A 26,586-nucleotide genomic window follows, 5' to 3' on the forward strand; every position below is an offset into this window, starting at 1 on the left:
TCAGGCGACCTCCTGGGTGTTGCCGGAATTTGGCAAGGCACGCACCGCATCTACAAAAGCAGCGCCCCGCAATTCAAAATTCGGGAATTGATCAAAACTTGCACATGCTGGCGACAAAAGTATGGCGATTTCCTCTGCGCCATCTTCCGCCGCCTCGGCAGCCGCATCCTGCACAGCCTGGCTCAGCGTTCCGCTGATTTTAAAGGGAACGCGCCCGTCCAGCGTTTTGGCAAAGTCCTGGGCGGCCTCGCCGATCAGGAAGGTTTTGGCGACCTTCGGAAAATATTCGTCCAGCGAGGAGATGCCGCCAGACTTGGCCCGACCACCGGCGATCCAGTAGATCCTGTCGAAACTCGCCAGTGCCCTTGCCGCCGCATCCGCGTTGGTGGCCTTGGAATCGTTGATGAACAGAATCCGGCCGTTCTTCGACACCACTTCCATCCGGTGATGAAGACCGGGAAATGTCTTCAGCGCATCTGCGATCTGCGGCGCAGGAATTTCCAGTGCCCGCAACGCCGCGAATGCAGCCGCCGCATTCTGCCCGTTATGGTCGCCCCTGAGGCTGTCGATCCCGCCGAGCAGCGCCACTTCGACCTGACTGCCGTCATGGGCCTCCATCAGGCGCCCGTGCCGGGCATAGATGCCATTGCTGAGTTCTTTTTCCCCGGCGATGCGGCAAACCGGCTTGCGCGCAAGCTCCATCCGGTCGGCAATTGCAGAGGACAAGCGGTCATCCACACCCACCACGGCCACCTTGGCACCGGCAACCAGCCGTTCCTTGATCGCAGCGTAATGTTCCATGGACCCATGCCGGTCGAGATGATCCGGAGACAGGTTCATGTGAATGCCGACCGTCGCATCCAGGGTGGGCGCCAGATCGATCTGGTAGGACGAGCACTCGACCACATAGTGGCGGCCTGGCTGCGGAGGCTCCAGTTCCAGAACCGGGGTGCCGATATTGCCGCCAAGCTGCACATCGCGGCCGAGGGTCGTTAGCAGGTGGGCGATCAGCGCTGTGGTCGTCGACTTGCCGTTGGTGCCCGTGATCGCAATCAACGGTGCTGCCGGGCATTGCTTGCGCCGTTCGCGGCAGAAGAGTTCGACATCACCGATAATCTCGACACCCGCATCGCGCGCCAGTTCCACGGACCAGTGCGGCACCGGGTGGGTCAACGGCACGCCGGGGGCAAGAACCAGCGCGGCAACGTCCGACCAGTCGAGATCCCGAAGGTTCTTCGTTGCAAGCCCTTCCGCGGCAGCCTGTTCGACCCGCGCTTCGTTGTCGTCGAAACTGACCACATCGGCGCCCCCCGCCTTCAGCGCGCGCGCCGTTGCAATCCCGGACCCGCCGAGGCCGAAGAGGGCAACCTTTCTGCCGTCGAATGTGGTGACGGGGATCATGCGCTCACCTCAGCTTCAAGGTCGCGAGGCCGATGAGGGCAAGCACGACGGAGATGATCCAGAAACGGATCACAACCTGGCTTTCCGTCCAGCCCTGGAGCTCGAAATGATGATGGATCGGCGCCATGCGGAAAACCCGCTTGCCGGTCAGCTTGTAGGAGAACACCTGCACGATAACGGACACCGCCTCCAGCACGAACAGGCCGCCGATGATGGCAAGAACAATCTCGTGTTTGGTGGCAACAGCGATGGCGCCAATCATGCCGCCGAGCGCCAGCGAACCGGTGTCGCCCATGAAGATCGCGGCTGGGGGAGCGTTGAACCACAGGAAGCCGAGACCGGCTCCGATCACGGCGCCGCAAATGACCGCAAGTTCGCCGGTACCGGCAACATGGTGGATCTGCAGATAGCTGGCAAAAACCGCGTTACCGGAAAGGTAGGCAATCAGGCCGAATGAGGCACAGGCAATCATCACCGGAACGATAGCAAGGCCGTCGAGGCCGTCGGTCAGGTTGACCGCATTGCCTGCACCCACCATCACGAAGGCCGCGAAGGGGATGAAGAAAAGCCCGAGATTGAGCGTCAGATCCTTGATGAAGGGAAAGGTGATCGCTTCAGAATATTCGGACGTATCCAGAAGTGTGACAGCAAAGGCCGCGCCTCCCGCAATCAGGAATTCCAGACCCAGACGAGCCTTGCCGCCAAATCCCGAGTGGGAGGATTTGGTGACCTTCAGATAATCATCGTAAAAGCCGATACTGCCGAAACCGAGGGTCACGCCGATGACCACCCAGACATACGGATTGGTCAGGTCCGACCACAGGAGCGCAGCAACCAAGGCACCCGACAGGATCATCAGCCCCCCCATGGTGGGCGTGCCCTTTTTGTTCAGGAGGTGGCTTTCGGGGCCATCCGCACGGATGGGCTGACCATGGCCTTGACGTATCCTGAGACTTGAAATGATTTTTGGCCCGAACAGGAATACGAAAAACAGCGCTGTCATGATTGCGCCGCCGGTCCGGAAAGTGATGTATCGGAACACGTTCAGCGCTGAAATCTGATCAGCGAATAGCCCCAAGAAATAAAACATCCAATGCCCCTTACGCTGCTGCGGTATCGTCCGCAGGCGGATATTCTTTTTTCAAAGCCTCGACAAGCGGGCCCATCCGGGTTCCAAGAGATCCCTTGATCATAACAACATCACCCGGCCGGACTTCGCTCAAAAGCACATCTTCCAGATCTTTTGCTTCTTCGCAGTAATGTCCGCGCAGATCGTGCGGCAACAGCTTCCACAGCTCATGCATGTGCGGGCCGGCGCAGTAGACCGCGTCGATATCGGCATCCGTGATCGGCTGGAGCAGCTCGGCGTGCAAACGATCGGAATCGCTACCCAGTTCGCGCATGTCGCCGATCACGGCGATGCGGCGGCCCGGCCGTGTTACCGGCGCTTCGCCCAGAACCGCAAGCGCAGCCTTCATGGACGCGGGATTGGCGTTGTAGCTTTCGTCGATGAGATTGAACTCGCCCTTCTGCATTGGCAGCCGGGTCACCTCACCGCGCCCCTTTGGCGCGCGCATGGCATCAAGGGCAAGGCCTGCCTTCGCAAGATCCGCTCCCAGATCCACCACCGCGGTCAGAACCGCCAGGCTGTTCTTGACGTGATGCTTGCCAGAGGCACCGATCTTGTAGGTGATTTCCTGCCCGAGAATGCTTGCGTCGACACTCGACCCGGCGGGATAAGAGACGGCTTTCTGAAGATGGCTGTCCGCGGAGCGATCTTCACCGAAGGTCTGAATTCTGGAAACCCCGGCAGTGACCGCCAGGAATTTCAGCAGGTCGAACTGCAGATTGTCCTTGTTCAGGATGGCAACACCATCCGGTTCCAGCCCATCGAAAATTTCCGCCTTGGCCTTGGCGATCTGTTCGACGCTGTCGAAAAACTCAAGATGCACCGGGTGAACCGTTGTGATGATCGCCACATGTGGACGAACCATCTTCACCAGAGGCGAGATTTCGCCGGCGTGGTTCATGCCGATCTCGAAGACACCGAACTCCGCATCGGCCGGCATGCGCGCCAATGTCAGCGGCACGCCCCAATGATTGTTGAACGAGGCAACCGACGCATGAACCTTGCCGGTCTCTGCGAGCGTCAGACGCAGCGCTTCTTTCGTGCCGGTCTTACCGACCGAACCGGTGACCGCGACGATACGGGCCTTGCTGCGGGCCCGTGCGGCAACACCAAGCTTTCGCATGGCTTCCAGCGGGTCGTCCACCACGACATAACGACCGTCTTCCGGCAGCTTCGACAGGCGATCCTCGGCGACCACGGCCACCGATGTACCGGCTTCCAGTGCAGCGGCGACATAGTCATGTCCGTCCAGACGGTCGCCCGCGATCGCGACAAAGGCATCGCCCGGCTCCAGTGTCCGGCTATCGATGGATATTCCGGTAATTTCAGCGCCTGCATCACCCTGAAGGCGGCCACCGGCAGCTTCAACAAAAGCATCGAGGGTCCAAAGCGGGTCGCTCATTTGTTTCCTTCAAGGCTGATAGCGCGCAATACGGCTTCATGATCGGAAAAGGGAATCACTGTGTCGCCAACAATCTGGCCCGTTTCGTGACCTTTTCCGGCCACACACAGGATATCGCCATCCTTTAGGCGGCGAACCCCTTCAGCGATCGCTTCATATCGGTCACCGATCTCGATGGCCCCGGGGGCGCCGCCCATGACCGCCTTGCGAATGGTGGCCGGATCTTCCGAACGCGGGTTGTCGTCAGTGACAATGACCAGATCGGCCCGCCGGGCAGCAACCTCGCCCATCAATTCGCGCTTTCCGGGATCCCTGTCGCCACCGGCGCCGATCACCACGGACAGCTTGCCACCTGCGAAGGGTTTCAGGGCCGCGAGGGCATTATCGAGAGCATCCGGCTTGTGGGCGTAGTCGACAAAAACCAGTCCGCCGGCCGGCGTTCTGCCGGCAAGTTCAAGCCGGCCCGGAGCGCCCTTGAGGTTTTCAAGTGCCCGCAAGGCAGTTCCCGTGTCGATGCCAGCGGCAATGGCAAGACCGGCAGCGATGAGAGCGTTGGACACCTGGAACCGGCCAATCAGGGGCAGCGTCACCTTGTATTCGCCGCGCACGCTCTGGATTGTCAGCTCCTGCCCTGCCCCCACCGGCCTCAAGCCGGTCAGGGTCAGGTTCCGGCCTGTTTCCCCAACGGTAAAGATCGGCAGACCACGCTCCTGCGCGACAGCCATGACACGGTCCGCATATTTCTCACCCGGATCGAGAACCACGGTCCCACCTGCCGGCAGCAACTCGGCAAACAGCCGGAGCTTGGCATTGAGGTAGTGCTCGATCGTGGGGTGATAATCCATGTGATCGCGGCCGAGATTGGTGAACGCGGCAGCTGTCAGACGCACACCATCCAGACGGTACTGGTCGAGACCGTGAGACGAGGCCTCCAGTGCCGCGTGATTGACGCCTTCGTCTTCCAGTTCGGCCAGCTTTTTGTGCAAGACCACCGGGTCCGGTGTCGTCAGCCCGCCGTAGCTTTCACCGTCCGGCTTGATCACCCCCAAGGTGCCGAGGCTTGCAGACGGGTGGCCGGCGGCCTGGAAGATTTGCCGGGCGAAATGGGCGACGGAGGTCTTGCCCGCGGTGCCAGTGACAGCAACGATCGTGTCAGGCTGCGCTCCGTAGAAGCGGGACGCCATTTTTGCAAAGACCTGACGGGGTTCAGCAGCGCTGACAACAGCGACCGTATCCGGCACCTGCGCACGCACATCTGCGGCCGTCTCTTCTGCGCACAGAATGGCAATTGCCCCGGCCGCTGCTGCGTCCGGGGCGAACTTTGTCCCGTCGACGGAAACCCCTTTGAAGGCGGCGAACAAAAAGCCCGGCTGAACTTTGCGGCTATCAGCCGTCAGCCCCGTAATTTTGCGAGCCCCTGCCGCCTCGGGCAAGGTCAGCCCGGCAGCTAAATACTCAAGATCCATTTCACCCGATCATCCGGTTGGTGCGTCGTCTTCAATGAACTTTTCCAGAAAACCGGATTTCGGCTGCGACCCCGCCGGTTTTCAAAGTTCGACTCGTCTCCTTAATAGGAAATCTCGATTGGTTCATCCCCTTTGCTGAAACGCGGCATGACACCAAGCATCGGAGCGGCGCGGCGAATAATTGCCCCGACCATCGGCGCGGCATTGAGACCTGCCGTTGCACCGATGCCTTTGCGTTCCGGTTTCGGTTCGTCGACCACGACAAGAACCACATAGCGTGGGTCGTCCATCGGGAAGGCCGACAGGAAAGAATTGCGCCGCTTGTTGCTCACATACCGGCCGTTCTCGATCTTCTCTGCGGTGCCGGTCTTACCCCCGACCGTGTACCCCGGGACATCGGCCCGTCGGCCGGAACCGGAGAGCACGTTCAGCCTGAAGAGATACCGCATTATCCGGCTTGTTTCCGGAGAAACGACTTTCTTTCCAAGCTTTTGCACGTCTTCCGGGCTGCGCGGCAGGAAGGTTGGCGGCAGCAGTGTGCCACCATTGACCAATGCGGCTGCGGCAACCGCGGTCTGCATCGGCGTAACGGAAATACCGTGACCGAAGGAAATGGTCATCGCTGCCAGCTCGTTCCATTTCGGCGGCAGCAGAGGCGCTGCGTTTTCGGGCAGCTCCGTCTTCAGACGTTCGGTCAGGTGCAGGCGCTTCAGGAATTCCTGCTGGCGCGCGATGCCGGTTGCCAGCATCATTTTGGCAGTACCGATGTTGGACGAATAGATGAAGATTTCCGGCACCGACAGGATGCGGTGTTTCCCGTGGAAATCCGAAATCGTCCGCCCACCGGCCCTGATCGGGCGCGTCGCATCGAAGCTGTCGTTGATCGAAACGGCCCCCGAATCCAGCGCCATTGCGGTGGTGAAGGTCTTGAACACCGACCCCATTTCAAAGACACCGCCGGTCGCCCGGTTGAGGCGATCCTTTTCCAGGGCCTGGGAGCGGTCGTTCGGGTCGTAGTCGGGCAAGGAGGACATGGCGACCACTTCGCCGGTCTTTACATCCAGCACGATGCCGGCAGCGGCAATCGCCTTGTAGCGTTCCATCGCCTTTACCAGCTCGTCACGCACGACATGCTGAACGCGAAGATCGACGGACAGCTTGACCGGCTCCATCGTACGGTCTGATGTGAAGCCCAGGGACTGAAGATCTCGCAGCCAGGAGTCATCGATGTATTTCTCGATGCCCGCGAGGCCCTGGTTGTCGACGTTGACGGAGCCCACGATATGCCCTGCGGTCGGACCACCCGGGTAGAAGCGCTGGTTTTCCGACAGGAAACCGATACCCGGCAAGCCGAGATTATGAACCCTTTCCGCCTGCTGCGGCGTCATTTCCCGTTTCAGCCACACAAAGCCGGCGCCGCTTTCCAGGCGGCGGCGCACGAGCCCTTCGTTCAGATCGGGCAGGATGCGGGTCAGCCCTTCAACCGCTTCATCCACATCCATGATGCGGCGCGGTTCGGCATAAAGCGAAGCCGTCTTGATGTCCGTCGCCAGGATTTCGCCGTTCCTGTCGACCAGATCCGGACGGGATGCGGAGACGGAATCCTGCGCTGAGATCCACGCATGTGAGGGCGCTTCTTCCATTTGCGCCAGCATCACCAGCCGGCCCGCGATCGCAACATAGACGCAGGCAAAGGCGAGCATCGCCACATAGACACGGGATTTGACCGCGCTGGCGGAAACTGAGTCCCGAGCGGCCCGCGGATGAGCCCGCCGCACCTGAAGGAAGCTTGCCGGTTCGCTAACCATCGTCATGACCGCCCCCTCAACGGATCACAGCAGAAGAGCCGGCATAGCCGCCCATCTGACTGCCACCGATAGGCTCCAGCATGACGGGACGAGCCGGAAGGTCTTCCGTCGTCACGATCTGCTTCACATCAAGCGGCTCAAGAAGAAGATAATCATTGTAGCGCTCGACCAGGGACTGCAGACGGTCCGGCTTGTTCAGCAGGCTCCACTCGGCCTTCAGATGGCGAATGGAGTCGCGCTCCTCATCGATTTGCCGCTTGAGCTCGGCAACCCGCTCCGCAGACTTCGTTGCTGCGAGCTTCATGTCATAGACGGTCGCCGCACCGATCACGACCGCCAGTATGAACACGATGTTCAGCGTTCGAACCATTTTCAGCCCCCTAGACCATGAAAGGCTGCAAGACGCGGAACACCCGCCTGATGGATGTCCAGCTCTCGCGCCTCAGCTTCGGTCCGCCGCCCGGCCCGAAGTTTCGCGGATCTTGCCCGCGGATTAATGTCCGTTTCCGTGCTGGCAGCTTCCACCGCCTTGCGCGTCAACAATTCGAATGTCGCCGGAGGAACGTCCTCTTCCGGCATATGCCGTGACCCGCCACCTCGGGTCCGTGTCCGATCCTGAAAGAACCGCTTGACGATGCGGTCCTCCAGAGAATGGAAACTCACCAGCACCAGGCGGCCGCCCGGTTTCAGGATCCGCTCAGCCGCGCCCAGCGCTTCGGCAGCCTGATGCAGTTCGCCGTTCACATAGATCCGCAGCGCCTGAAAGGTTCGCGTCGCCGGGTGGATCTGCGCCTTCTTCGGCGACCGGCCGAGCACCTTTTCAATCAGGTTCGCCAGCTCCAGCGTCCGGGTGAAAGGCTTCTCCTTGCGGGCCTTGTCGATGGCATGGGCAACAGTCGTTGCCCGCTTTTCCTCGCCCAGCAGACCGATGACGCGGATCAGATCCTTCACCGGCAGCTCGTTGACGACATCAGCCGCCGATGGCCCGGCCTGCTCCATGCGCATGTCCAGCGGCCCGTCGCGCAAAAATGAAAATCCGCGCTCGGCCTCATCGAGTTGCATGGAGGAAACGCCGAGGTCCAGAACCACACCGTCGACACCATCGAACCCGCAAGAGCGCGCATGCGTTTCCAGGTCGGCGAACTGGCCCGGCACAAGCATCAGCCGGCCCTCAGAAGCCCGTACAAGCTCCTGCCCGCCCGCAATCGCGTCCGGATCCCGGTCAACACCGACCACACGGGCACCACGCTCCAGGATGGCGCGGGAATACCCACCGGCACCAAAGGTGCCATCCACAATCACTTCATCCGGCTGCGGCTTGAGCCACTCCAGAACCTCTGTCAGGAGAACCGGCACGTGGCGCTCGGGTCCGCCAGCGTCAGACGCAACGTCTCTGTCGCCAAGCGCCATCATGCCGGCTCTCCCTGAGAGGATGCGGAGCGTTGCTCCGACAGCATCGCGAGCGCACGCCGTTGGGCCTCTGCGCGAAACTCGCGAAACTTTTCAGGCTCCCAGATCTGGAACTTGTAGTTCATGCCGACAAAGGTGACCTGATCAGTAATTCCGGTGTGCTCGCGAATTGTGTCGGAAATGGTCATACGGCCATCCCCGTCGATCCGCAGGTTTTCACTGGCGCCGAACAAGGCAATAGCCAGTGCATCGTGATCGGGAGAGAGCTTTGCAAAGCCGTCCGAGCTCTTGTTGATTTGATCGAGCAATTCGTTTCCGCCCGCATCAACAGCCGCGCAATGTGAAGAAGCAATGCAATAAAGACCTTCAAAACCATCTCTCACCAATACCGCACGGAAGGGCGCCGGGATCGACACGCGACCCTTGGCATCCAGCCGGTTGGTAAAGTGAGAAACAAAGCCGGCCATTCATCCCCTCGAAACGGGTCCCCACCCGCTCAAATCCAAAATTCACCCGTGAGTTATGAGGAAGGCCGGCAACCTGCCCGGACATGCAATTTGCAAAACAGCACCTTCCGAGCCGTTAAACCGATGTCCAAGACCCTAGCGACATGGGCCCGCGCTCCCCATTCTGGGTTTCTATGGGATACCATGGGATTTGATGGGCGGTCAATGGAATCTCATGGATTCCGGCTCGATTTGATCGCACACGACCCCGTCGAATGACCTTAAGGCAAACATGCTTAATGAAGCCTTGACACAATTGGAGAATCGGATTCGCAGGAATACGGAGGTTTTCCGCACGAAAGCCCGGAAACCCGGCAATTTCTGCCCACTTCGAAAGACTTGTGGAGAATGAAAACGCCGCCGCGCCGGGCGCCTCAACCGAACCTTTGCGCCCGCCCCGTGGCACCAGGCGTTTCACCAAACCGCTCCCGGTAGGCAACCGAGAAGCGGCCCAGATGCCGGTGACCCGAGCGGTAAGCGACTTCCGCCACAGGCAGGCCTCGCCCCTCCGATAGCAACAGGTGCCGGGCGTAGCTCAAGCGCACGTTCTGGAGATATTGCAACGGGCTGCACCCGAACTCCTGCCGGAAATGCAATTGAAGGTTCCTGGGCGAGGTTCTTGCGTGGGTGCTGATATCCAGAAGACTGATGTCATCGGCAAAACGCTCGCCGATCAACTTTACCGCCCTTTTGAGAATTGCAGGCGACTTGCCCGTCTCCTGCCGCTCAAGCAGTGGCGAGACGGTGTTCGGCTGGAATTCCAGAAGCGTGCCGACAAGCGCCTCTTCCAGGTGGCGTTGCTCCAGGATACCGGCCCCCTGAAAGGCACGCCCCTCTTCCACCGCCCCCAGAATGCCGCGCAGGCGTCGCGCCCACGCTGCTCCTTCCTGCGACAGAAGATTGAATTCGGGCTCAAAGCGAACCTGACCGACGGAAACGCCGGCCATTCTCGCGGCAACTTCCTGCAGAAAGCCCGTCTCTATCTGTAGAAGGATCTGTTCGCAGCCTGCATGCCAGCGCATGGCCGTATGCCGGTCGGGATTGAGGATGGAAGCCACTGCCGGGGTGGAAACCATGGACCGGCAGCCATTGCGCACATCCGCCGCCCCGGTGATTGGAACCTGAACCAGGTAGAAGTCCGAAAGTTCTCCGGGCTCGATGGCCACATCGGCGCCGTAACGTAAATAGTTGAGGGAGAGACGTTGTCCGGACACCCGGTTCTGGCAGGCATCGAAGCTGTCGGAGGCCGAAAAGCGGCCCAGACGGTGGTTGCAGAAATGACGGGCAACGATCTCCCGAGCTTCGTCAACATCAGAGGTTGCGAAGCATCTGAAACGTTCCAGCGGTGTTTTGCTTCCTGTCTGGGACAACATCCCGACAGCATGCCCCTGCTGCGAAACCCGTTCAAGTGTCAGCGTCTGCGCAATGCGTGATTTTACTGCATCCAGCCAAGTATTTTCGCTTTCTGGATAAAGAAATCCGCGAAGCTGAGCGTAGCCTTTTCCCGTCAAAAGACCAAAGCGCACCAAATGAGGGGAACAATCATGCAAGATGGCGCAGGCATTACCGCAGCTGACGCGGGACTGGACAATACCAGCTGGAATGTGGTCGGGCACACCTATACGCCAAAACTCCTGAGCGACAACGCCTTCATCTGGCACGCTGTCGTTCCTGCTGACACTTTCGTCCCACCCCACATTCATCCGACCCAGGACGAATGGATCTTGATGCTGGACGGGGAACTGGAAGTGGAAATGGGCGGAAAGGCCCACAAGGCGAAAGCAGGCGACACAATCCGCATGCCGATGGGCGAGGCACACGGTGTCTTCAACCGGTCCGGCAGGACCGCCACCTGTTTCTTCGGCGTAGCCCCTTCTCGAAAACTCTTCGAGCTTTTCGGAGTTCTCGACGGCGTTACGGATCCAGCTGAACTGGTCCGGCTTTCCGCGTTGCACGAGGTCGATTTCCTGCCGCCTCCCGATCAGGCTTGAAGGCATAGGGCAAGCTCATCTTTTTGAAATGACAAGGTGGACTGCCAGCGTTCGCTGAAGCGCTGGCCTCCCCTGATGCGAGAGGACATCGAGAATGACGAAACGCAAGACTGTCGCCGTCATCGGCGGCGGCGTGAGCGGGCTTGCGGCTGCGAAAGCCTTCGACGAGCGCGGGCATCGAGTACTGGGCTTCGAGAGAAGCCACGATTTCGGCGGTGTCTGGGAACTGTCCCGGTCCTATCCGGATGTGCAGACCCAGTCGCCCAAGGACCTGTACCGCTTCACCGACCTTCCAATGCCGGAAGAGTATCCTGAATGGCCGAAGGGCCCTCAGGTCCACGCCTATCTGCATGCCTACGCAAAGAAACACAAGCTGGGCCGCCTGTTCCGGCTGAACACGAATGTGCTGTCGATGGACCGCCGCACTGACGGTAAGCCCGGTTGGACATTGACCCTGGAGGCCGCAGGCAGAACCTGGAGCGAAGATGTCGACTTTGTCGCCATTTGCACCGGCCAGTTCTCCGACAAGAACATCATTTCCCATCCTGGACAGGAAGCCTTTGAAGCCGCTGGCGGCAAGGTTCTGCACAGCTCCGACTACACCGACAGCAGCCTTGCACAGGGCAAACATGTGGTCGTCCTGGGTGGCTCGAAATCCGCGACGGATCTTGTCGTCAACGCCGCCAGGAACGGTGCGAAGTCGGTGACGCTTGTTTACCGCGAACCAGTCTGGCGCGTGCCCTACTTTGTGGGCGGCATCAACTTCAAACGTCTGCTCTACATGCGCGCGCAGGAACAGCAGTTCAACGGCTGGGGTAGATCCGGCATTGCAAAAGCGGTTTCCGCCGCCTTCAAACCTTTGATCTGGGCAAATTTCAGGGGTCTCGAAACCCTGTTGAAGCTCCAGCTAAAACTGAAGAAGTGGGACATGGTGCCGGATCTTCCGATCGAAAAGGATGCTTCGTGCTCGCTGCCGATCGTGACACCTGGACTGTTTGAAGGATTTGAAGCAGGCAGCATTCGGCCGGTTCGCGGCACTTTCGACCACTATGAGACAGGCAAAGTCGTTCTGTCGACCGGAGAGGCGATCCCCTGCGATCTTGCGGTTCTGGCTGTTGGCTGGAAACTCGGGATTCCCTATCTGGCGCAGGAATACCGCGACAAACTGATAGAGCCGGACGGGCAATACCGCGTCTACCGGTTGTCGGTGAACCCTGACTTGCCCGATATGGGATTTGTCGGCTTCAACTCCAGCTTCTGTACGGTTCTGTCAGCGGAAATGATCGCCAACTGGTTGGTACGCTATGCTGACGGCCAATTGGCAAACCAACCGACCGATGCGGAAATGCGCGCCAATATCGACCAGATGTTGCATTGGCGACGCGAGGAACGCCCGGCGGCCCAGGTCTATGGCGGTCTGTGCTCCGCCCCGTTCCACTTCCGGCATTTCGACGAGTTGCTGGCAGATATGGGAGCGACCAGACGAAAACGTGCAAACCCGCTGGCTGAGCAGTTCTCCTATCCCAACGCAGATGCGTACGGGACATTTCTCGAAAGCACCCCCCAATATGCGGCGAGCTGAAACGGGAAGGTAAGTGCCAGCCGGCCTGTAAGCCGGGTTCTGTACGGCCCGGCCAGATACGAGACCTGACGCGGACGTGACAGCCATTCATCTGTGACGTCTGTTGCCAGACGCCTATCGCAACCAACCCGGACAACTGGCCTGGAAACCGGCCTGGACCGGATTGCTCTGGTCCGCGTTGTCCCTATTCGGTTTTGCTCCCGGTGGGGTTTACCATGCCGCCGCTGTTGCCAGTTGCGCGGTGGGCTCTTACCCCACCCTTTCACCCTTACCCCGGAAAAATCTCTCGATCTGGCCGGGGCGGTTTGCTTTCTGTGGCACTTTCCCTAAGGTCACCCTCGCCGGGCGTTACCCGGCACCGTGTTTCCATGGAGCCCGGACTTTCCTCCCCCGCGGCCTTTCGGCACTTGCGGCAGCGGCTGTCCGGCCGACTGGCGCATGGGACTTAGGAGGCTTTGCGGACGAGGTCAAGCGACAGTCCATACGCTGACGTTCGAATTCCCGGGAAACCATCCAGCAGTCGGCACAACCCACCGTGTCTCTCTTCGCAAGTGGTCAAGACTATTAGCTTCTCCTGCCTTCACAGCTCGCGTGTGAGAACGTTCGCTTCGTCTTGCAGATCTATCGGCAGGCACCTCGAAGACAGCGTCACTCGATAGAAAACTTGTCGGCGCCATCAAGTAACGGGAGGAAATAGTCAGTAACACTGCAACATATGACAATATGATATTTTACAATCAACTTGCCTTAAACACAAAAATTAAAGTCATTTCAGTGTTGTAGGACAAATATTAAGCATTACGAAACGGGTGCAACGGAGAGTACCAAAAACAAACAAGGAGACTATAATGCGTCGACTGTGCACGTTTTTGCCAGCGCTCATGCTGGCAACTGTTGCTCACGCTGCCGAGACACCGCCAGACGCGAAAGCGCTGATCCAGCCGGAGGTGGTGGAAGCCGTCGCTGAATGGTTATCCAACCCGATCGTCGCACTGTCTATCAATGCCCAGAACAATTTGCGCGGTGCACTTTCCCAGGCAGAAATTGATGCGCTGGACAAGCAGTGGCGACAGGAACGTGAAGCTGCAGACAAACCGCTGATCTCCGCCACCTTGTCCGCCCCCCTGTCGATCTACCTTCTGCGTGTTCAGGCCGGATCGCTTGGCCTCTATCCCGAAATGTTCGTCATGGACGCCAATGGCTTGAATGTCGGGCAAAGCGGAATTACGAGCGACTACTGGCAAGGCGACGAAGCCAAGTTCCAGAAAACCTTTCCCAATGGTCCCGAGACAGTCTTCATTGACGAACCGGAATGGGATGACGACAGCAAGATCTGGCGCGCCCAGCTCAATATGACAATCACCGATCCCGAAACGAAAAAAGCCATCGGGGCAGCAACGGTGGAATTCAATCTGACCGAACTGATGCGTCGTCAGGGCACAGGGTCTTAAGCGGGAAAAACCATGTTCAAAAACCTCTCCGTCAGCAAGAAGATTGCTGCTGGCTTCCTGGCACTCGCACTGATCGGTGCTGTGGCTGGAGGCGTGAGTGCCTACAAGACCCATTCCGCGCTGAATGAAGTCAAAACGGCCAACAATCTTTCCGATCTCAATGCGGCCACCGCCGAACTCACGGAAAAGATCGCTGCCCAGGCCTTGTCGGTCAAATCGTTTTTGCTCACCGGCAACCGCGATCTCCTGACCCGGTCGCAGGAGTTGAATACCGAAATTCAAACCGTTTTTTCCGACGTCGCAACACGTGTCGACGCAACTGTGCCGCAATTTGAAGACCACCTGTCAGAATTGAAAGCAAGTTGGGAAACCTGGTACAGCCAGATTGCAGCACGCCAGATCGAACTGATGCGGACACCGGAAACCGTCGACATGGCCCGTGCCATTGACCTGACACCGGAAAGCGCTGACCTCCTGAAGGCAGTGCAACAGCAAAGCCGGCAGCTTGCTCAGGATGTCGGGCTGGAACGTAAGCAATCCGTTATCGCACAGAACCAGGCCATGCAGATGGTCCAGATCGTCTCGCTTGCCAGCACCTTGATCCTGACCGTGCTTGCCATGATCATGGGCTTCCTCAATCACATCGCCATTTCCGCACCGCTTTCGCGGCTTGCGACCGTAACCGACAAGCTGTCGTCCGGGGATACCTCAATGACGGCGGATGTTGGCGACCGACAGGACGAAATCGGTCTCCTCGGCCGCGCCCTCGGCGTCTTCCGGGAAAACCTGATCCGCACGAAGGACCTTGAGGAACAGACCGAGGTGGAACGGATCAATGCCGAGAAACTGAAGCGCGAGGAAATGGAAAAAGTCGCCAGCGACTTCGAAACAACTGTTCTTGCCATCTGCGACGGCATGATTACGAGGCTCGACGCCCTGACCAGTTCTGCCGGGTCTCTTTCGACAATCGCCAACAACACCACGGATCAGGCTTTGGCCGTTTCCGCGGCCGCGGAACAGGCGACCACAAACGTGAACACCGTTGCCAGCGCGACGGAGGAACTCTCCGCCTCCATTCGTGCGATCACGGATCAGGTACGCTCTTCCTCGCAAATCGCTCAGGAAGCAGAAAGCGAAGTTGGACGTTCCAACGAAGCCGTGGCGACAGTGCAGAACGTGGTTTCACGCATCGGCGATGTCACGAAATTGATCACCGATATTGCCGAACAGACCAATCTGCTCGCCCTCAATGCGACCATCGAGGCCGCCCGCGCCGGTGAGGCCGGAAAAGGGTTTGCCGTCGTTGCATCAGAAGTGAAGGCACTAGCCGAACAGACCTCGAAGGCGACCGAAGAAATCGACCGGCAGATCAGCGAAATGCGTCAGGCTGCGGATGCTTCAACAGAAGCGACAGAGTCAGTTGCCGGCCTGGTCCGGAAGATTTCGGAAAATACACACGCCATGTCGGGTGCAGCGGAAGAGCAAAACCTGGCGACGACCGAAATCGCAAGCAGCGTCACCGAAGCAGCCCAGGGCACTGAAAGTGTTTCGAGGTCCATTTCCGAGGTGAGCTCAGCAGCCAGCGAAACTGCCAACCTGAGTTCCGCCATGGATGAGGCTGTGGGAGAGTTGCAGGAACAGTCCAACACTCTGCGCCACGCCATGCAGGACTTCCTGGGCAAGGTTCGAGCCGCCTGAATAGGCATGAGCCAGCGCTCTCAAAGGGCGCTGTCTCCGCAAAAAGCTGCCTCATAGAAGCTTCGTTTTGCATGAGGAGCGCCAACGGCTAACGTCCCCTCAGGATCACAATCTGGGGGGACGTTTTCGCGAGAAACGCACCAAGACCCAGGACGCCGTGGACCTCATGACAGATGGCTCCCCTTGCTGGTGGGAGGTTTCAGGGAAGGCGGCTCACCGCATCGGTTGATCGGAACTGTCGTCGCAAAACCACCAGAAGTGTCTGAACTCGTACACGGCGACCGTCCGGTGATGCGGCTTTGAACATGCCTGGTCAAAAAGCCTCATCCGCACCGAGGAGGCTGGCAAGGGCATCGACGCCTTCCTCGATCTGCCGTGCGTTCGCTCCCGCGAAGCCGACAATCAATCCCGGTCGGCCAGCCTCTGACAGATAACAGTTACTGAGCGGCGAAACGGCAAAACCCCGGTCCTGCATGGCCAGCGCAACCGCAATATCGTTGACCGGCTCGCGGAACATCACGGTCAGCTGCACATTGCCGGTAAGCGGTGCAACTTCAACACGGTTTCCCAACCTTTGCTTCAGCGTTCCGGCAAGCAGTGTCCCCCGCTCCAGATAGACTGGGCGGATCTGTTTGAGGTGTTTCTGATAGGCTCCGCTATCCATGAAATGAGCGAGCGCAGCCTGCGCCTGAACATTGGCGGAGCAGCCCATGTTGCGCATTGTCTGCGTGAGCGGATCGACAAGAACGTCCGGCACGACGCAATAGGCGATCCGCAACCCCGGCAGCAGGCTCTTGGCGAATGTGCCCAGATAGACAACCTGCCCCTCGTCCGCCAATCCGTGCAATGCAGCTACTGGCCGCCCCTCGAACAGGAACTCACTGTCGTAGTCGTCTTCCAGGATAACCGCACCGCAGGTTCGAGCGACATCGAGAAGCGCAAGGCGCCGCGACAATGGCATGCGCGCGCCAAGCGGATAATGATGCGAGGGCGTGACGTAGATCAGCTTTGGCGGAGTGCCGAGATGGTCCATCTTCGACGCATCTGCGCCGTCGCCGTCGGTCGGCAGGGGGCGGATCTTCAACGCGGCGCCGGAAAAGGCAGTGCGGGCCCCGAGATATCCTGGCTCCTCAAGCCAGACTTCATCACCTGGATCGGCAAGCAGCTGACTGAGCATCGTCAGGTTGGCCTGTGTCGAACTGGTGATGAGGATTCGCTCCGGTTCGGCCCGAACCCCACGTTCGGCCGCAAGGTGACGGGCAATCTGCTGCTTGAGTGCCTTCAGACCGGCGAAATTCTGATAGTGGAGATCCGCGCTACGTTCCAGCCGCGCGGCCCTGCGCAAGCATCTGGCCCATTCTTCGTAAGGAAAAAGGTCAAGCGCCGGTGCGCCAGGCTGCAAGCCCCCCTGTCGATAAGCCCACCCCTCGCCGCGCAGATTGGCGCTCAGCGTTTGCCCGCGTCGGGACAACATAGGGCCGTTTGCATCGGTCTTGCGCCGCGCGCTGATGCCTTCAAGCAGGAGCCCTTCGGTCACGCGGGGGGCGGCACCAGTGCGCACGGTGATCACGCCTTCGGCTTGCAACAGGTCATACGCCGTGTTGACGGTGTTTCGCCCGACGTTGAGCGACGCTGCCAGCCGCCGCGTGGATGGCAGCCTCGTTCCGGACCGCAGAAGGCCGGTGCGTACGGCCTCCCGAAACCCGCGATAAATCTGCTCCGCCAGCGGAATCTCTCCCGACCGCTTGAGAGACAAGATGCCTTCAAGAAAAACTGGTTCTGTCATTTTCCAAAAACCGGACCTTCTTTGGAGCCAATTTATCGGAGAAACAGCAAAGCACAAGACAGACACTCAATTGGAGACGAGACCATGTCCACTCTGGAAAAACGGAAAGCCACGGACCTGCCCGGTTATGCCAAGATCCGCCAGATGAACCGTGGCGGTTATGACAGGACCGTTGCCTACGACATTCTGGACAAGGGCCTTGTCGCCCATTGCGGCTTCCTTCACGAAGACCGGCCGATGGTGATCCCGATGGCTTATGCCCGGATTGGAGACCGGATCTACATTCATGGTGCCAGCAGCACCCGGATCATCAAATCGAACGCGGAAGGTGTACCGATGAGCCTCACGGTGACATTGGTGGACGGTCTGGTGGTCGCGCGTTCGGCCTTCCACCATTCCGTGAACTATCGTTGCGCGATCGTGCATGGCACGGCAAGACGTGTCGAAAACGAGCAGGAACAGATCGAGGCTCTGGCGGCCATCACCGATCATCTTTTGCCCGGCCGCTGGGAGGAATGCCGGGAAATGATGCTGAAAGAACACAAGGCAACCGGCGTTCTTGTTCTGGACATCGATCATGTGAGCACAAAGGTCCGCACGGGTGGACCGGTGGACGACAAGGAAGACCTTGGAACGGATATCTGGGCGGGCGTGGTGCCTGTTGTAACGGCACTGGGCCAGCCCCTGTCAGCCGCGGACGTGTCTGCTGAAACACCGTTTCCGGCTTCCGTGTCCGCCGCCCGCAAGAAATTCGCATGAGCTGACGTCTCGAAGAGACAAAAAGAAAACCCCGCCGGATTTCCCGGCAGGGTTTCGATTTGCCCACGGCTGACCGCCCTGCAGCTATTAGCTGGAGGCCATGATCCGCTTGACCTTGGAGCAGTAGCGTTTGCTGACCGGGTTCATCCGCTTTGCGAAATGGCCGGCATTATAGCGCAGAATGGTGCCACAAACGTCGCCACCCGCTTTCTTGTGCGCGCCCGCAAGATATTTCATGCCCCATTCCAGATTGGTTTCAGGGTCATAGAGAGCCTTGGTCGACCCGCGGTAACCGATACCGCGCGCGGTCGCCGGCTTTATTTGCATGAGCCCGACTTCTCCGGCTCTGCCGCGTGCACGTGGATTGAAATTGCTTTCCAACTGAACGACCGCCTTGGCGATCTTGACCGGCACACCATGTTTGGCGGCTGCCTTGCGGATAAGCTTTGCGTATTTGTTGTTGCTGACAGCCGCGGTCCGCTTCGGCGACACCTTGCGCGTCAGGCTGGCAGTTCTTGTCTTCTTCGCAGGTTTGCTTTTCGCTTCCTGCTCATCCGTTTGGATGATGTGCAGGATCGGCTTGGAACCCGAGCCGACCGACGGCCTGACTTCCGCGGTCTCGCTCTTCTTGTTCGGATCGATGATGTGAAGGATAGGTTCCGATCCGGAACCCGTACCGCTTGCCATCGCAGCCGGAGCTGCAAAAGTGGTTGCACAGGCGAAAAGGCACAGCGCCCCAGTGAGTGTTTGGAATGACCGTAACATGCAGTCCAGCCCTTTTGGTTTTCGTTGCGTTGAAATCAGGGCGGAGAATTGACGGAGCTATGAGACGAAATTGGGCGCTAATTGATCACGAATTATTTCAATTCATTACAGTATTTGACTGCTATTTAGTGTGTTTTTTAGGTGTTTCTTGTAGTTTGTGGCAGAAACTTGCAAGCAATTCGACGCTCGGTAGGCCATCAGAAGAAATTCTGTGACGGTATCTTGTCCCTGCCACTTCACGAATGCCGCGTTACTGGAACCAAATCTCCCGACTGTGCGTTTCGTCGGGTGGCCGGAAAGCGCTTCCCCTCGAATTGCGGCACCGCCCCTCCCAATCAGGCCGACAAGGAAGGCAATTTTCGAAGCAAGGCATTGAGTGTTTCGATCGTGGACTGATCGGCGACACCATCAACCTTCTCGGGGCGGAAATGACGCTGAAAAGCGGTGACCACCTGACGCGTCTTCAAATCGAACTCTCCGGTGATGTCCAGTTCGTAACCAAAGAGCGCCAGCATGGTTTGCAACGCTTCGACCGGCTGGCCGCTGTCCCCTTCCTGCATCATGAGGCCTGTGCCAACAGGAAACGGCGTCACGTAAAGACCTATCCCCGCTTCCGCGAGGCGGTCCCAGGGGAACAGTTCACCAGGGTCTTCCTTTCTGGCCGGCGCGATGTCCGAATGCGCCAGCACCATCCAGGGCTGGACACCATGGCGGGTGCAGATGTCGCCGACAAGCGCGATAACGGCTTCGATCTGCGCATCCGGGAACGGTTGATAACCGTGTTCGTGCCCCGGATTGACGATCTCGACGCCGATCGAGCGGGAATTGATGTCGGTCGCGCCCTTCCAGAAACTTTTGCCTGCGTGCCAGGCCCTGCGCGCTTCAGGGACGCATTGCAAAATGCTGCCGTCCTCGTTCACGACATAGTGCGCGGAAACTTCCGACCGGGGATCGCACAGGCGCTGCAAGGCCGCTTCGGCGCTCGGCATACCAGTATAATGAAGCACGACCATATCCACGGCCGTCCCTTGAGCCCTCTGCCCATGATTGGGCGACGGGTGAACCCTGGCCTTCACGCCGGTATCAGTCGCAACACTCATATGCCTCTTTCCGCGCAGATCTTCGCCCAGGCATCATTCAGGGTGGCCAGGCGGTCGTTCGCGATCCTGACGAACTCCTCGGGAACGCCCCTGGCGATAAGCCGGTCCGGATGCGTTTCCTGAACCTCGCGGCGATAGTGTGCTTTGAGCTCTGCATCGCTAGCTTCCGGCCCCAGACCGAGAACCTCATAAGGGTTACCGTCGTTACGGACATGCCTGGCAAGGATCCTCGAGAATTCCCGATCATCGAGCCCGAACACCTCTGCCACGCGAGACAAATACCCTATTTCGCTTTCGTGGACGACGCCGTCTGCCTTGGCAATGTGAAAAAGCCCATCGAGGATATCGAGCAGCGTCTTGCGGTCGTATGGAAACAGATCCGCCAGTTTCTTGGCGTAGACCTCAAAGCCCGCGATATCTTCCTGCGCCAGGTTGAACAGGCGGGCGACATTGCGCTCTTCGTTGGGTGGGACATCAAACAATTCGCGGAAAGCCAGGATTTCATCGGTGGTGACCACCCCGTCCGCCTTGGCCATCTTGGCTGACAGAGCAATCATCGCGACTGTGAAGCCAACGCTGCTGGTTCCCTCCGGACGCGCAAGTACAAGCTGGACCAGACGGTCGACGATCTGCGCGCCCCCCGTGCCGATCGCACTCACAATTGCTCCGAGGCTGTTCCAGACACTCACTCTTCAGCTCCCGCTGGACCGGTGGGGGAAGGCAGGCCGGACAGCTTGCCACGAACCGCATGAATCGATGCGTTGCCAACTCTTATCGGCACAGGGTTGATTTGACCAGATCAACAGCCTTCTGTCCCCAAAAGCACATTGGCAGAAGGGGCCGTGCAGCTGTTTATGTGCCCGTTGAAGGGCTCTGTAAGACAAACAGGTTTCGGACGAAAAGCACTGAGAAGCTACTCCATTCGGCTCGCTCAGCCCTGGTTGGCTCGTGCGGGTTCTTCCAACGCACCGGCCGCAGCTTCCAGAGCCGCCGACTGCCGTTCCCTATCTGCCTTGCGTTCGGAATAACGGTCGACAAGATAGTCCGACCGGCCTCTGGTCAGGAGCGTGAACTTGACGAGTTCTTCCATGACATCGACCACCCGGTCGTACAAGGCAGACGGCTTCATCCGGCCATCATCATCGAATTCCAGGTAAGCCTTGGGCACCGATGACTGATTTGGAATGGTGACCATCCGCATCCAGCGGCCAAGAACACGCATCTGGTTGACCGCGTTGAAGGACTGAGAGCCACCCGACACCTGCATCAAGGCCAGTGTCTTGCCCTGTGTTGGCCGAATGGCGCCAAAACTGAGCGGAATCCAGTCAATCTGGGATTTGAGAACACCGGTCATCGCGCCGTGGCGCTCCGGCGAACACCAGACCTGCCCCTCGGACCAGGCGCAAAGCTCCCTGAGTTCGGCAACTTTTGGGTGATCGGCATCACTGTCATCAGGCAGTGGCAGACCCGAAGGATCGAATATCCGGGTTTCCGCCCCATAGGCTCGCAGCAGCCTTTGGGCTTCCAGAACGAGAAAGCGGCTGTAGGACCGCTCACGCAGCGAACCGTAAAGCAACAATATCCGGGGTGGATGGGAAAGCTCATCCGGAGCCTGCAATTGCTCTGCGTCGATTTGCCGAAAGTCTGCTGCCGTCACGTTCTTCAGATCTGCTCCTGAAATAGTCGCGTCAGGCATCGGAAACTCCGGTGGAAACCACTTCGCCGTCTTCCTTGGTGAAAGAACCGATGTCCTGCGGCAGCAAGTCAAGAACCTTCTCGGAGGGCCGGCACAGGCGGACACCTTTTTCCGACACGACAATCGGCCTGTTGATCAGGATCGGATGTTCCATCATGAAATCGATCAGTTGCTCGTCCGTCCACTTGTCCTCGCCGAGGCCCAGGTCGTCGTAGGGCGTTCCCTTTTGGCGAAGAATGTCGCGCACCGGCAGCCCCATGCGCGCAATCAAATCGACGAGTTCTTCTCGGCTTGGCGGCGTTTTCAGATATTCGATAACCTGAGGCTCGACACCGGATTTGCGGATCATTTCCAGTGTGTTGCGGGAGGTGCCGCATTTCGGGTTGTGATAAATCGTCATGCTCATGTGAGATATCGTCCTGTCAAAGTCACGAAGGTTTTGTGAATTCAGCCACCGGAAAACCGCAAACAGCGGGATTGTTGCCGCAGCAGTCTTCCATCAAGAAGCCCAGGAGCCTCCGCATGCGGTCATAGTCGACCGCGTAGAGGATATGCCTTCCCTCCCGGCGGGTCGTCAGTAGCCCGGCCCGCTCCAGCGTCGTCAGATGAAACGACATTCTGGTCGGCTGTATGTCCAGCCGCTCGGCAACAGAACCGGATGGCAAACCTCCCGGCCCGACTGCCATCAGCAAACGGAATGCTGCCAAACGGTCTTCCTGTGCCAAGGCCCCCAATGCAGAGACTGCGTCCTGATCTTTCATAATTCGATACTACAAGAAATTTTGGAATATTCAACAAATGAACGGGCAACTCGTCTCTAATATCCGTTGTTACATGGCAGCAGCGGCGCGAGCGGCCTGGTCGTAGTTGCCTGAAACAAGGCGCAAAGTCGCAGCTAGCTTGGAAAGCTCGCTTTCATCGAGGCCCAGCGCCTTCATCGGCTTCACCAGGAGAGCCTCGCGCAAACGACGGTACTCAAGGCAGGCGGTTTCACCGGACTTCGTAATTTCGGCGGTCTTTTCCTTACCCCGGCGGCCCGACGCAATCAGACCGGCCTTTTCAAGCTTCTTGAGCGCATAGGTGACTGTGTGCGTGTCTTCGATATTCAAGACCAGGCAAATGTCGGAGAGTGTCTTGGCGCGGCCGCGGTGATTAACCGAATGAAGCACGAGCACATCCAGCGGCCCCAGCCCATGCGATCCACTGGCAGCCATGCAGCGCACCATCCAGCGGTGATAGGCATTGACCATCATGGTCACCGCGAATTCGATCTCCGACAAGGCAGGCATTGCACCGGAGGCCAGATGCGCAGCAGAGACAACAGGCCCGATAGGGGCATCGCTTCTGGAGTCGGGATTATCCGTCACATCTGATCTCCGGCACAGTTGGTGTTTCAGCGGTCCTCCAGCCGAAACCGGATGGCAGACCGTTTGCTGATCGTTTCAAAGGTGTGCGTGATTCCGCCCCCTGTTTATGAGGGGGCGAAATGCACTAGTTGCTCAACATCGTCTGCGGCAACCAAAGAGCCAAGCCCGGGAAGGCCGTAATCAAGACGATTGCCAGGATCATCAACAGGAAGAACGGCAAGGCCATGCGGGCAACCTTGAAGATGTTGTATCCAGTCATGCCTTGCAGAACGAACAGGTTGAAACCGACAGGCGGCGTGATCTGGCTCATTTCCACGACCAGAACCAGATAGATGCCGAACCAGATAAGATCCAGACCGGCCTGCTCCACCATCGGCAGGATAACGGAGGTCGTCAGAACGACCACCGAAATCCCATCCAGAAAACAGCCGAGCACCACGAAGAACAGGGTCAGAGCAATCAGGAGTGCATGGGGCGACAGGTTCAGCGAGCCGATCCAGGCCGCCAGTTCGCGCGGGATGCCGGTGTAGCCCATGGCAATGGTCAGGAACGCTGCCCCTGCCAGGATGAACGCAATCATGCAGGACGTGCGCGTCGCCCCCATCAAAGCCTCCGAGAAGCTCTTGCGGCTTAGCGTTCCGCTCATCCAGGACAACAACAACGCCAGCATCACACCAATGGCGGCCGCCTCTGTGGGCGATGCAAGGCCGGCATAGATCGATCCGATCACACCGGCGATCAGACCGATGACGGGAAACAGCCTCCGCGTTGCAAGAAGTCGCTCAAGAAACGGAACGACCTCCTCCTTGGCCGGCATCTTGTCCCGGTTCAGCAGCGCCCAGATCGCGACATAGCCCATGAAAAGGACGCACAGCATAGCCCCCGGTAGAACGCCTGCCATGAACAGCCGGGCAATCGATTGCTCGGTCGCCGCACCATAGACGATGAGGATAATCGATGGCGGAATGAGCAGGCCCAGCGTGCCAGACCCCGCCAGCGTGCCGATGGCCATGCGCTCGTCATACCCGCGCTGCTTCAATTCAGGCAGCGACATACGCCCGATGGTGGCGGTGGTCGCAGCAGACGATCCCGAAACAGCGGCAAAGATACCGCACCCAAGGATGTTCACATGCAGCAGCCGGCCAGGCAGATTGCGCATCCAGGGCGAAAGCCCCGCGAACATGTCTTCTGACAATCTTGAGCGGAACAGGATTTCGCCCATCCAGATGAACATGGGCAGCGCCGTCAGGTCCCAGGAATTCGAGGCACCCCAAACCGTCGTCGCCAAGACCGGACCGGCAGGCGCTGAGACAAGCACCATCATTGCGGCAAGCGCGACAGCAAACAGAGCAACGGCTACCCAGATACCGGTCGCAAGCGCCGCCAGCATTCCAAGGCCGAGCAGGAAAGCGATCAGGGAGAGATCCATTATTCTTTCCCTTCGATCGGATCGGCTTTTGCGGCCGTTTCAAAGCTCGGAGCCTTGCCCGTGAGCGCCATGATGAGGTCATCCAGCAAACCGATGGTGAACACCAGCAGGCCAAAGGTCATCACCAACTGCGGAAAGACAAGCGGGATCCGAATGACGCCATAGGAAGTCTCGTTGAATTTGTAGCTGTCGAGCGCAAGCTGTCCGGCGTTCCAGGTGAAGAATGCCGCCAGAGCAAGCGCGACCGCGACCGCCCAGACATTCAGGATGCGCGCCCCAACTTTGGGCACGAACTGAAGCAGGATCCCCACCCGGATGTGATCGCCGTTGCGCAGCGTGCCCGCAAGCGCAAGAAATGACGCTCCGACCAACAGAAAACCTGCGATTTCCGCAAGCGATGGAACCTGTAACCCCAGTGGTTCAAGACCGACGACCGTTCTGACCCAATCGAAAATACGCCCGAACACCTGAAGAACCACGAGACTAGCAATGACGACGAGACAACACGCAGCCATGGCCGTTGACGCTTGATAAAGCGTATTCAAAGCCTTTCGCATCGGTTTCCCCTACCGGATGTGCAGCTGATCTGAAAAAAGACGCCGGACTTGTTGGGTCCGGCGCTTCTTTGGCTTTTTAGTTTTTGTAGGCTTCGAGAACAGCCTGGCCGGTTTCTCCGGCTTCCTCCTGCCATTCGGCAGCCATCGTCTCGCCAATTGCAGCAAGATCCTGGATCAGCTGGCTGCTCGGCTCCACAACAGTGATGCCATTGTCGACAAGAACCTGCGTCTTTGTCTTGGTTTCCACCTTGGAGGCTTCCCAGCCACGTTTTTCCGCAACTTCAGCGGCCTCCAGAACAGCTGCCTTTTCTTCATCGCTCAAAGCATCGAAGGCGCTCTTGTTGACGAACACCATGTTCTTCGGCAACCAGGCCTGGGTGTCATGATAGTGGGTCAGGAAGTCCCAGGCCTTGGAATTCGCGCCGGTGGACGGCGACGTAATCATGGCCTCGACCCGGCCGGTGGAGAAGGCTGTCGGAATGTCCGGCACTTCAACCTGTGTCGGCACGGCGCCAGCCAACTGAGCCAGACGTTCGGTGGCAGCATTGTAGGCACGGAACTTCAGACCCTTGAGGTCATCCCCCTTGGTGATTTCCTTCTTCGCGTAGATGCCCTGGGGTGGCCACGGCACCGCGTAAAGCAGCTGAAGGCCCTGCTCACCGAGCTTTTCTTCAAGTACCGGCTTCGACGCTTGGTAAAGCTTCCAGGACTGATCGTAGGACGGTGCAAGGAAGGGAACGGAATCCACCCCAAAGACAGCGTCTTCGTTGGAAAGACGGGAGACCAGAACTTCGCCAATCGGCGCAAGTCCCTTGCGAACTGCATTTTTGATTTCCGGATGCTTGAACAGCGATCCGGCCGAATGGACCTGGATGACGAGCGAGCCATCCGTCTTTTCCTTCACGTCTTCAGCGAAGGCAGCAATGTTTTGGGTGTGAAAGTTACTGTCGCCATAAGGCGTCGGCATGTCCCACTTTGTTTCAGCGGAAACAGCGGTCAATCCTGCCAGACTCAATGCAGCGGCAGCGGCCAGATGGACTCCGGCACGGGACAGAAAACGAGATTGCAGCATGGTTTTCTCCTCTTGGAAGCAGGCGTTGGCGCCCGTCGGGATGCTGCTCTGGGTGCATTCTTTGAACACCTTCGAAAGCGCATCTGCGAGAACACTAGACGGAAACGGAGACAACATCAATAATTTATCGATAAAATGTCATTGTTGCCATCAAGACCTATTGCAAGCTTCCCTCCATCAAAAGGATTGACTAGCGTTCCGGCCAGACAAT

At 58.7% G+C, this 26,586-nt stretch carries 25 protein-coding genes and 1 other RNA gene; 5 read left to right on the top strand and 21 right to left on the bottom strand.

Annotated elements, in window-relative coordinates:
• From murD to AC2A6O_RS28310, 9 genes are all read right to left on the bottom strand, one after another.
• Positions 1 to 1,401 carry a UDP-N-acetylmuramoyl-L-alanine--D-glutamate ligase gene (gene murD, locus AC2A6O_RS28270; protein ID WP_498932057.1) on the bottom strand — a complete coding sequence of 467 codons (1,401 nt, stop codon included), beginning with the start codon at positions 1,399 to 1,401 and terminating at the stop codon, positions 1 to 3.
• A gap of 4 nt (positions 1,402 to 1,405) precedes the next feature.
• A complete protein-coding gene (mraY, locus tag AC2A6O_RS28275) occupies positions 1,406 to 2,491 on the bottom strand; it encodes a phospho-N-acetylmuramoyl-pentapeptide-transferase (RefSeq protein WP_148586034.1) in 1,086 nt (361 codons plus the stop codon).
• Positions 2,492 to 2,501: 10 nt separating this feature from the next.
• Positions 2,502 to 3,932 (bottom strand): UDP-N-acetylmuramoylalanyl-D-glutamyl-2,6-diaminopimelate--D-alanyl-D-alanine ligase, encoded by a 1,431-nt coding sequence (locus AC2A6O_RS28280; protein WP_498932058.1) that lies wholly within the window; start codon positions 3,930 to 3,932, stop codon positions 2,502 to 2,504.
• Positions 3,929 to 5,398, bottom strand: coding sequence for a UDP-N-acetylmuramoyl-L-alanyl-D-glutamate--2,6-diaminopimelate ligase (locus tag AC2A6O_RS28285; protein ID WP_498932059.1), 1,470 nt, complete (start codon positions 5,396 to 5,398; stop codon positions 3,929 to 3,931). The genes AC2A6O_RS28280 and AC2A6O_RS28285 overlap by 4 nt, the downstream gene beginning before the upstream one ends.
• A gap of 101 nt (positions 5,399 to 5,499) precedes the next feature.
• Positions 5,500 to 7,212 (bottom strand): peptidoglycan D,D-transpeptidase FtsI family protein, encoded by a 1,713-nt coding sequence (locus AC2A6O_RS28290; RefSeq protein WP_148586031.1) that lies wholly within the window; start codon positions 7,210 to 7,212, stop codon positions 5,500 to 5,502.
• Between the two features lie 10 nt (positions 7,213 to 7,222).
• Positions 7,223 to 7,576: a cell division protein FtsL gene (ftsL, locus tag AC2A6O_RS28295; RefSeq protein ID WP_148586030.1), complete on the bottom strand. Its 354-nt coding sequence runs from the start codon at positions 7,574 to 7,576 to the stop codon at positions 7,223 to 7,225.
• A gap of 2 nt (positions 7,577 to 7,578) precedes the next feature.
• Positions 7,579 to 8,616 carry a 16S rRNA (cytosine(1402)-N(4))-methyltransferase RsmH gene (gene rsmH, locus AC2A6O_RS28300; protein WP_498932095.1) on the bottom strand — a complete coding sequence of 346 codons (1,038 nt, stop codon included), beginning with the start codon at positions 8,614 to 8,616 and terminating at the stop codon, positions 7,579 to 7,581.
• The gene (locus tag AC2A6O_RS28305; RefSeq protein ID WP_148586028.1) at positions 8,616 to 9,083 is read right to left on the bottom strand and encodes a division/cell wall cluster transcriptional repressor MraZ; all 468 of its coding nucleotides are present in this window, start codon (positions 9,081 to 9,083) and stop codon (positions 8,616 to 8,618) included. Before AC2A6O_RS28305 ends, rsmH begins: the two co-directional genes overlap by 1 nt.
• Positions 9,084 to 9,496: 413 nt before the next feature.
• On the bottom strand, positions 9,497 to 10,495 hold the full coding sequence (locus AC2A6O_RS28310; protein ID WP_498932060.1) for a cupin domain-containing protein: 999 nt from the start codon (positions 10,493 to 10,495) through the stop codon (positions 9,497 to 9,499).
• 171 nt (positions 10,496 to 10,666) lie between these two features.
• Here AC2A6O_RS28310 and AC2A6O_RS28315 point away from each other — a divergent pair, with 171 nt between their 5' ends.
• Together AC2A6O_RS28315 and AC2A6O_RS28320 are read left to right on the top strand one after the other, a co-directional pair.
• Complete coding sequence (locus tag AC2A6O_RS28315; protein WP_498932061.1) at positions 10,667 to 11,113, top strand: cupin domain-containing protein; 447 nt, start codon at positions 10,667 to 10,669, stop codon at positions 11,111 to 11,113.
• A 94-nt stretch (positions 11,114 to 11,207) separates the two neighbouring features.
• Positions 11,208 to 12,695, top strand: a complete 1,488-nt coding sequence (locus AC2A6O_RS28320) for a flavin-containing monooxygenase (RefSeq protein WP_498932062.1) — start codon at positions 11,208 to 11,210, stop codon at positions 12,693 to 12,695.
• A gap of 12 nt (positions 12,696 to 12,707) precedes the next feature.
• On the opposite strand, the gene rnpB is transcribed toward AC2A6O_RS28320, so the two are convergent.
• Positions 12,708 to 13,130: RNase P RNA component class A (gene rnpB, locus AC2A6O_RS28325), an RNA gene on the bottom strand.
• Positions 13,131 to 13,543: 413 nt separating this feature from the next.
• On the opposite strand from rnpB, the gene AC2A6O_RS28330 reads away from it, so the two are divergent.
• Positions 13,544 to 14,146: a hypothetical protein gene (locus AC2A6O_RS28330; RefSeq protein WP_209001254.1), complete on the top strand. Its 603-nt coding sequence runs from the start codon at positions 13,544 to 13,546 to the stop codon at positions 14,144 to 14,146.
• A 12-nt stretch (positions 14,147 to 14,158) separates the two neighbouring features.
• Positions 14,159 to 15,844: a methyl-accepting chemotaxis protein gene (locus AC2A6O_RS28335; protein WP_498932063.1), complete on the top strand. Its 1,686-nt coding sequence runs from the start codon at positions 14,159 to 14,161 to the stop codon at positions 15,842 to 15,844.
• A gap of 313 nt (positions 15,845 to 16,157) precedes the next feature.
• On the opposite strand, the gene pdxR is transcribed toward AC2A6O_RS28335, so the two are convergent.
• Positions 16,158 to 17,630 (bottom strand): MocR-like pyridoxine biosynthesis transcription factor PdxR, encoded by a 1,473-nt coding sequence (pdxR, locus tag AC2A6O_RS28340; RefSeq protein WP_498932064.1) that lies wholly within the window; start codon positions 17,628 to 17,630, stop codon positions 16,158 to 16,160.
• 84 nt (positions 17,631 to 17,714) lie between these two features.
• Here pdxR and AC2A6O_RS28345 point away from each other — a divergent pair, with 84 nt between their 5' ends.
• Positions 17,715 to 18,389: a pyridoxamine 5'-phosphate oxidase family protein gene (locus tag AC2A6O_RS28345; RefSeq protein WP_498932065.1), complete on the top strand. Its 675-nt coding sequence runs from the start codon at positions 17,715 to 17,717 to the stop codon at positions 18,387 to 18,389.
• Positions 18,390 to 18,476: 87 nt separating this feature from the next.
• Here AC2A6O_RS28345 and AC2A6O_RS28350 read toward each other — a convergent pair whose 3' ends face one another.
• From AC2A6O_RS28350 to AC2A6O_RS28395, 10 genes are all read right to left on the bottom strand, one after another.
• Positions 18,477 to 19,076: a lytic transglycosylase domain-containing protein gene (locus tag AC2A6O_RS28350; protein WP_498932066.1), complete on the bottom strand. Its 600-nt coding sequence runs from the start codon at positions 19,074 to 19,076 to the stop codon at positions 18,477 to 18,479.
• 413 nt (positions 19,077 to 19,489) lie between these two features.
• On the bottom strand, positions 19,490 to 20,254 hold the full coding sequence (locus AC2A6O_RS28355; RefSeq protein ID WP_498932067.1) for an N-acetylmuramoyl-L-alanine amidase: 765 nt from the start codon (positions 20,252 to 20,254) through the stop codon (positions 19,490 to 19,492).
• Positions 20,251 to 20,943, bottom strand: a complete 693-nt coding sequence (locus tag AC2A6O_RS28360) for a J domain-containing protein (protein WP_148586019.1) — start codon at positions 20,941 to 20,943, stop codon at positions 20,251 to 20,253. Before AC2A6O_RS28360 ends, AC2A6O_RS28355 begins: the two co-directional genes overlap by 4 nt.
• A gap of 242 nt (positions 20,944 to 21,185) precedes the next feature.
• Complete coding sequence (arsH, locus tag AC2A6O_RS28365; protein ID WP_498932068.1) at positions 21,186 to 21,950, bottom strand: arsenical resistance protein ArsH; 765 nt, start codon at positions 21,948 to 21,950, stop codon at positions 21,186 to 21,188.
• The gene (arsC, locus tag AC2A6O_RS28370) at positions 21,943 to 22,356 is read right to left on the bottom strand and encodes an arsenate reductase (glutaredoxin) (protein WP_498932069.1); all 414 of its coding nucleotides are present in this window, start codon (positions 22,354 to 22,356) and stop codon (positions 21,943 to 21,945) included. Before arsC ends, arsH begins: the two co-directional genes overlap by 8 nt.
• A 22-nt stretch (positions 22,357 to 22,378) precedes the next feature.
• Complete coding sequence (locus AC2A6O_RS28375) at positions 22,379 to 22,711, bottom strand: ArsR/SmtB family transcription factor (RefSeq protein WP_498932070.1); 333 nt, start codon at positions 22,709 to 22,711, stop codon at positions 22,379 to 22,381.
• Positions 22,712 to 22,780: 69 nt separating this feature from the next.
• A complete protein-coding gene (locus tag AC2A6O_RS28380; RefSeq protein WP_498932096.1) occupies positions 22,781 to 23,239 on the bottom strand; it encodes a winged helix DNA-binding protein in 459 nt (152 codons plus the stop codon).
• A 202-nt stretch (positions 23,240 to 23,441) separates the two neighbouring features.
• Complete coding sequence (locus AC2A6O_RS28385) at positions 23,442 to 24,746, bottom strand: TRAP transporter large permease (RefSeq protein WP_498932071.1); 1,305 nt, start codon at positions 24,744 to 24,746, stop codon at positions 23,442 to 23,444.
• On the bottom strand, positions 24,746 to 25,303 hold the full coding sequence (locus AC2A6O_RS28390; RefSeq protein WP_498932072.1) for a TRAP transporter small permease: 558 nt from the start codon (positions 25,301 to 25,303) through the stop codon (positions 24,746 to 24,748). The genes AC2A6O_RS28385 and AC2A6O_RS28390 overlap by 1 nt, the downstream gene beginning before the upstream one ends.
• Before the next feature lie 76 nt (positions 25,304 to 25,379).
• Positions 25,380 to 26,375, bottom strand: coding sequence for a TRAP transporter substrate-binding protein (locus AC2A6O_RS28395; protein WP_498932073.1), 996 nt, complete (start codon positions 26,373 to 26,375; stop codon positions 25,380 to 25,382).
• Positions 26,376 to 26,586: the final 211 nt, after the last annotated feature.

This window comes from Labrenzia sp. ATLA3, from assembly GCF_057180185.1.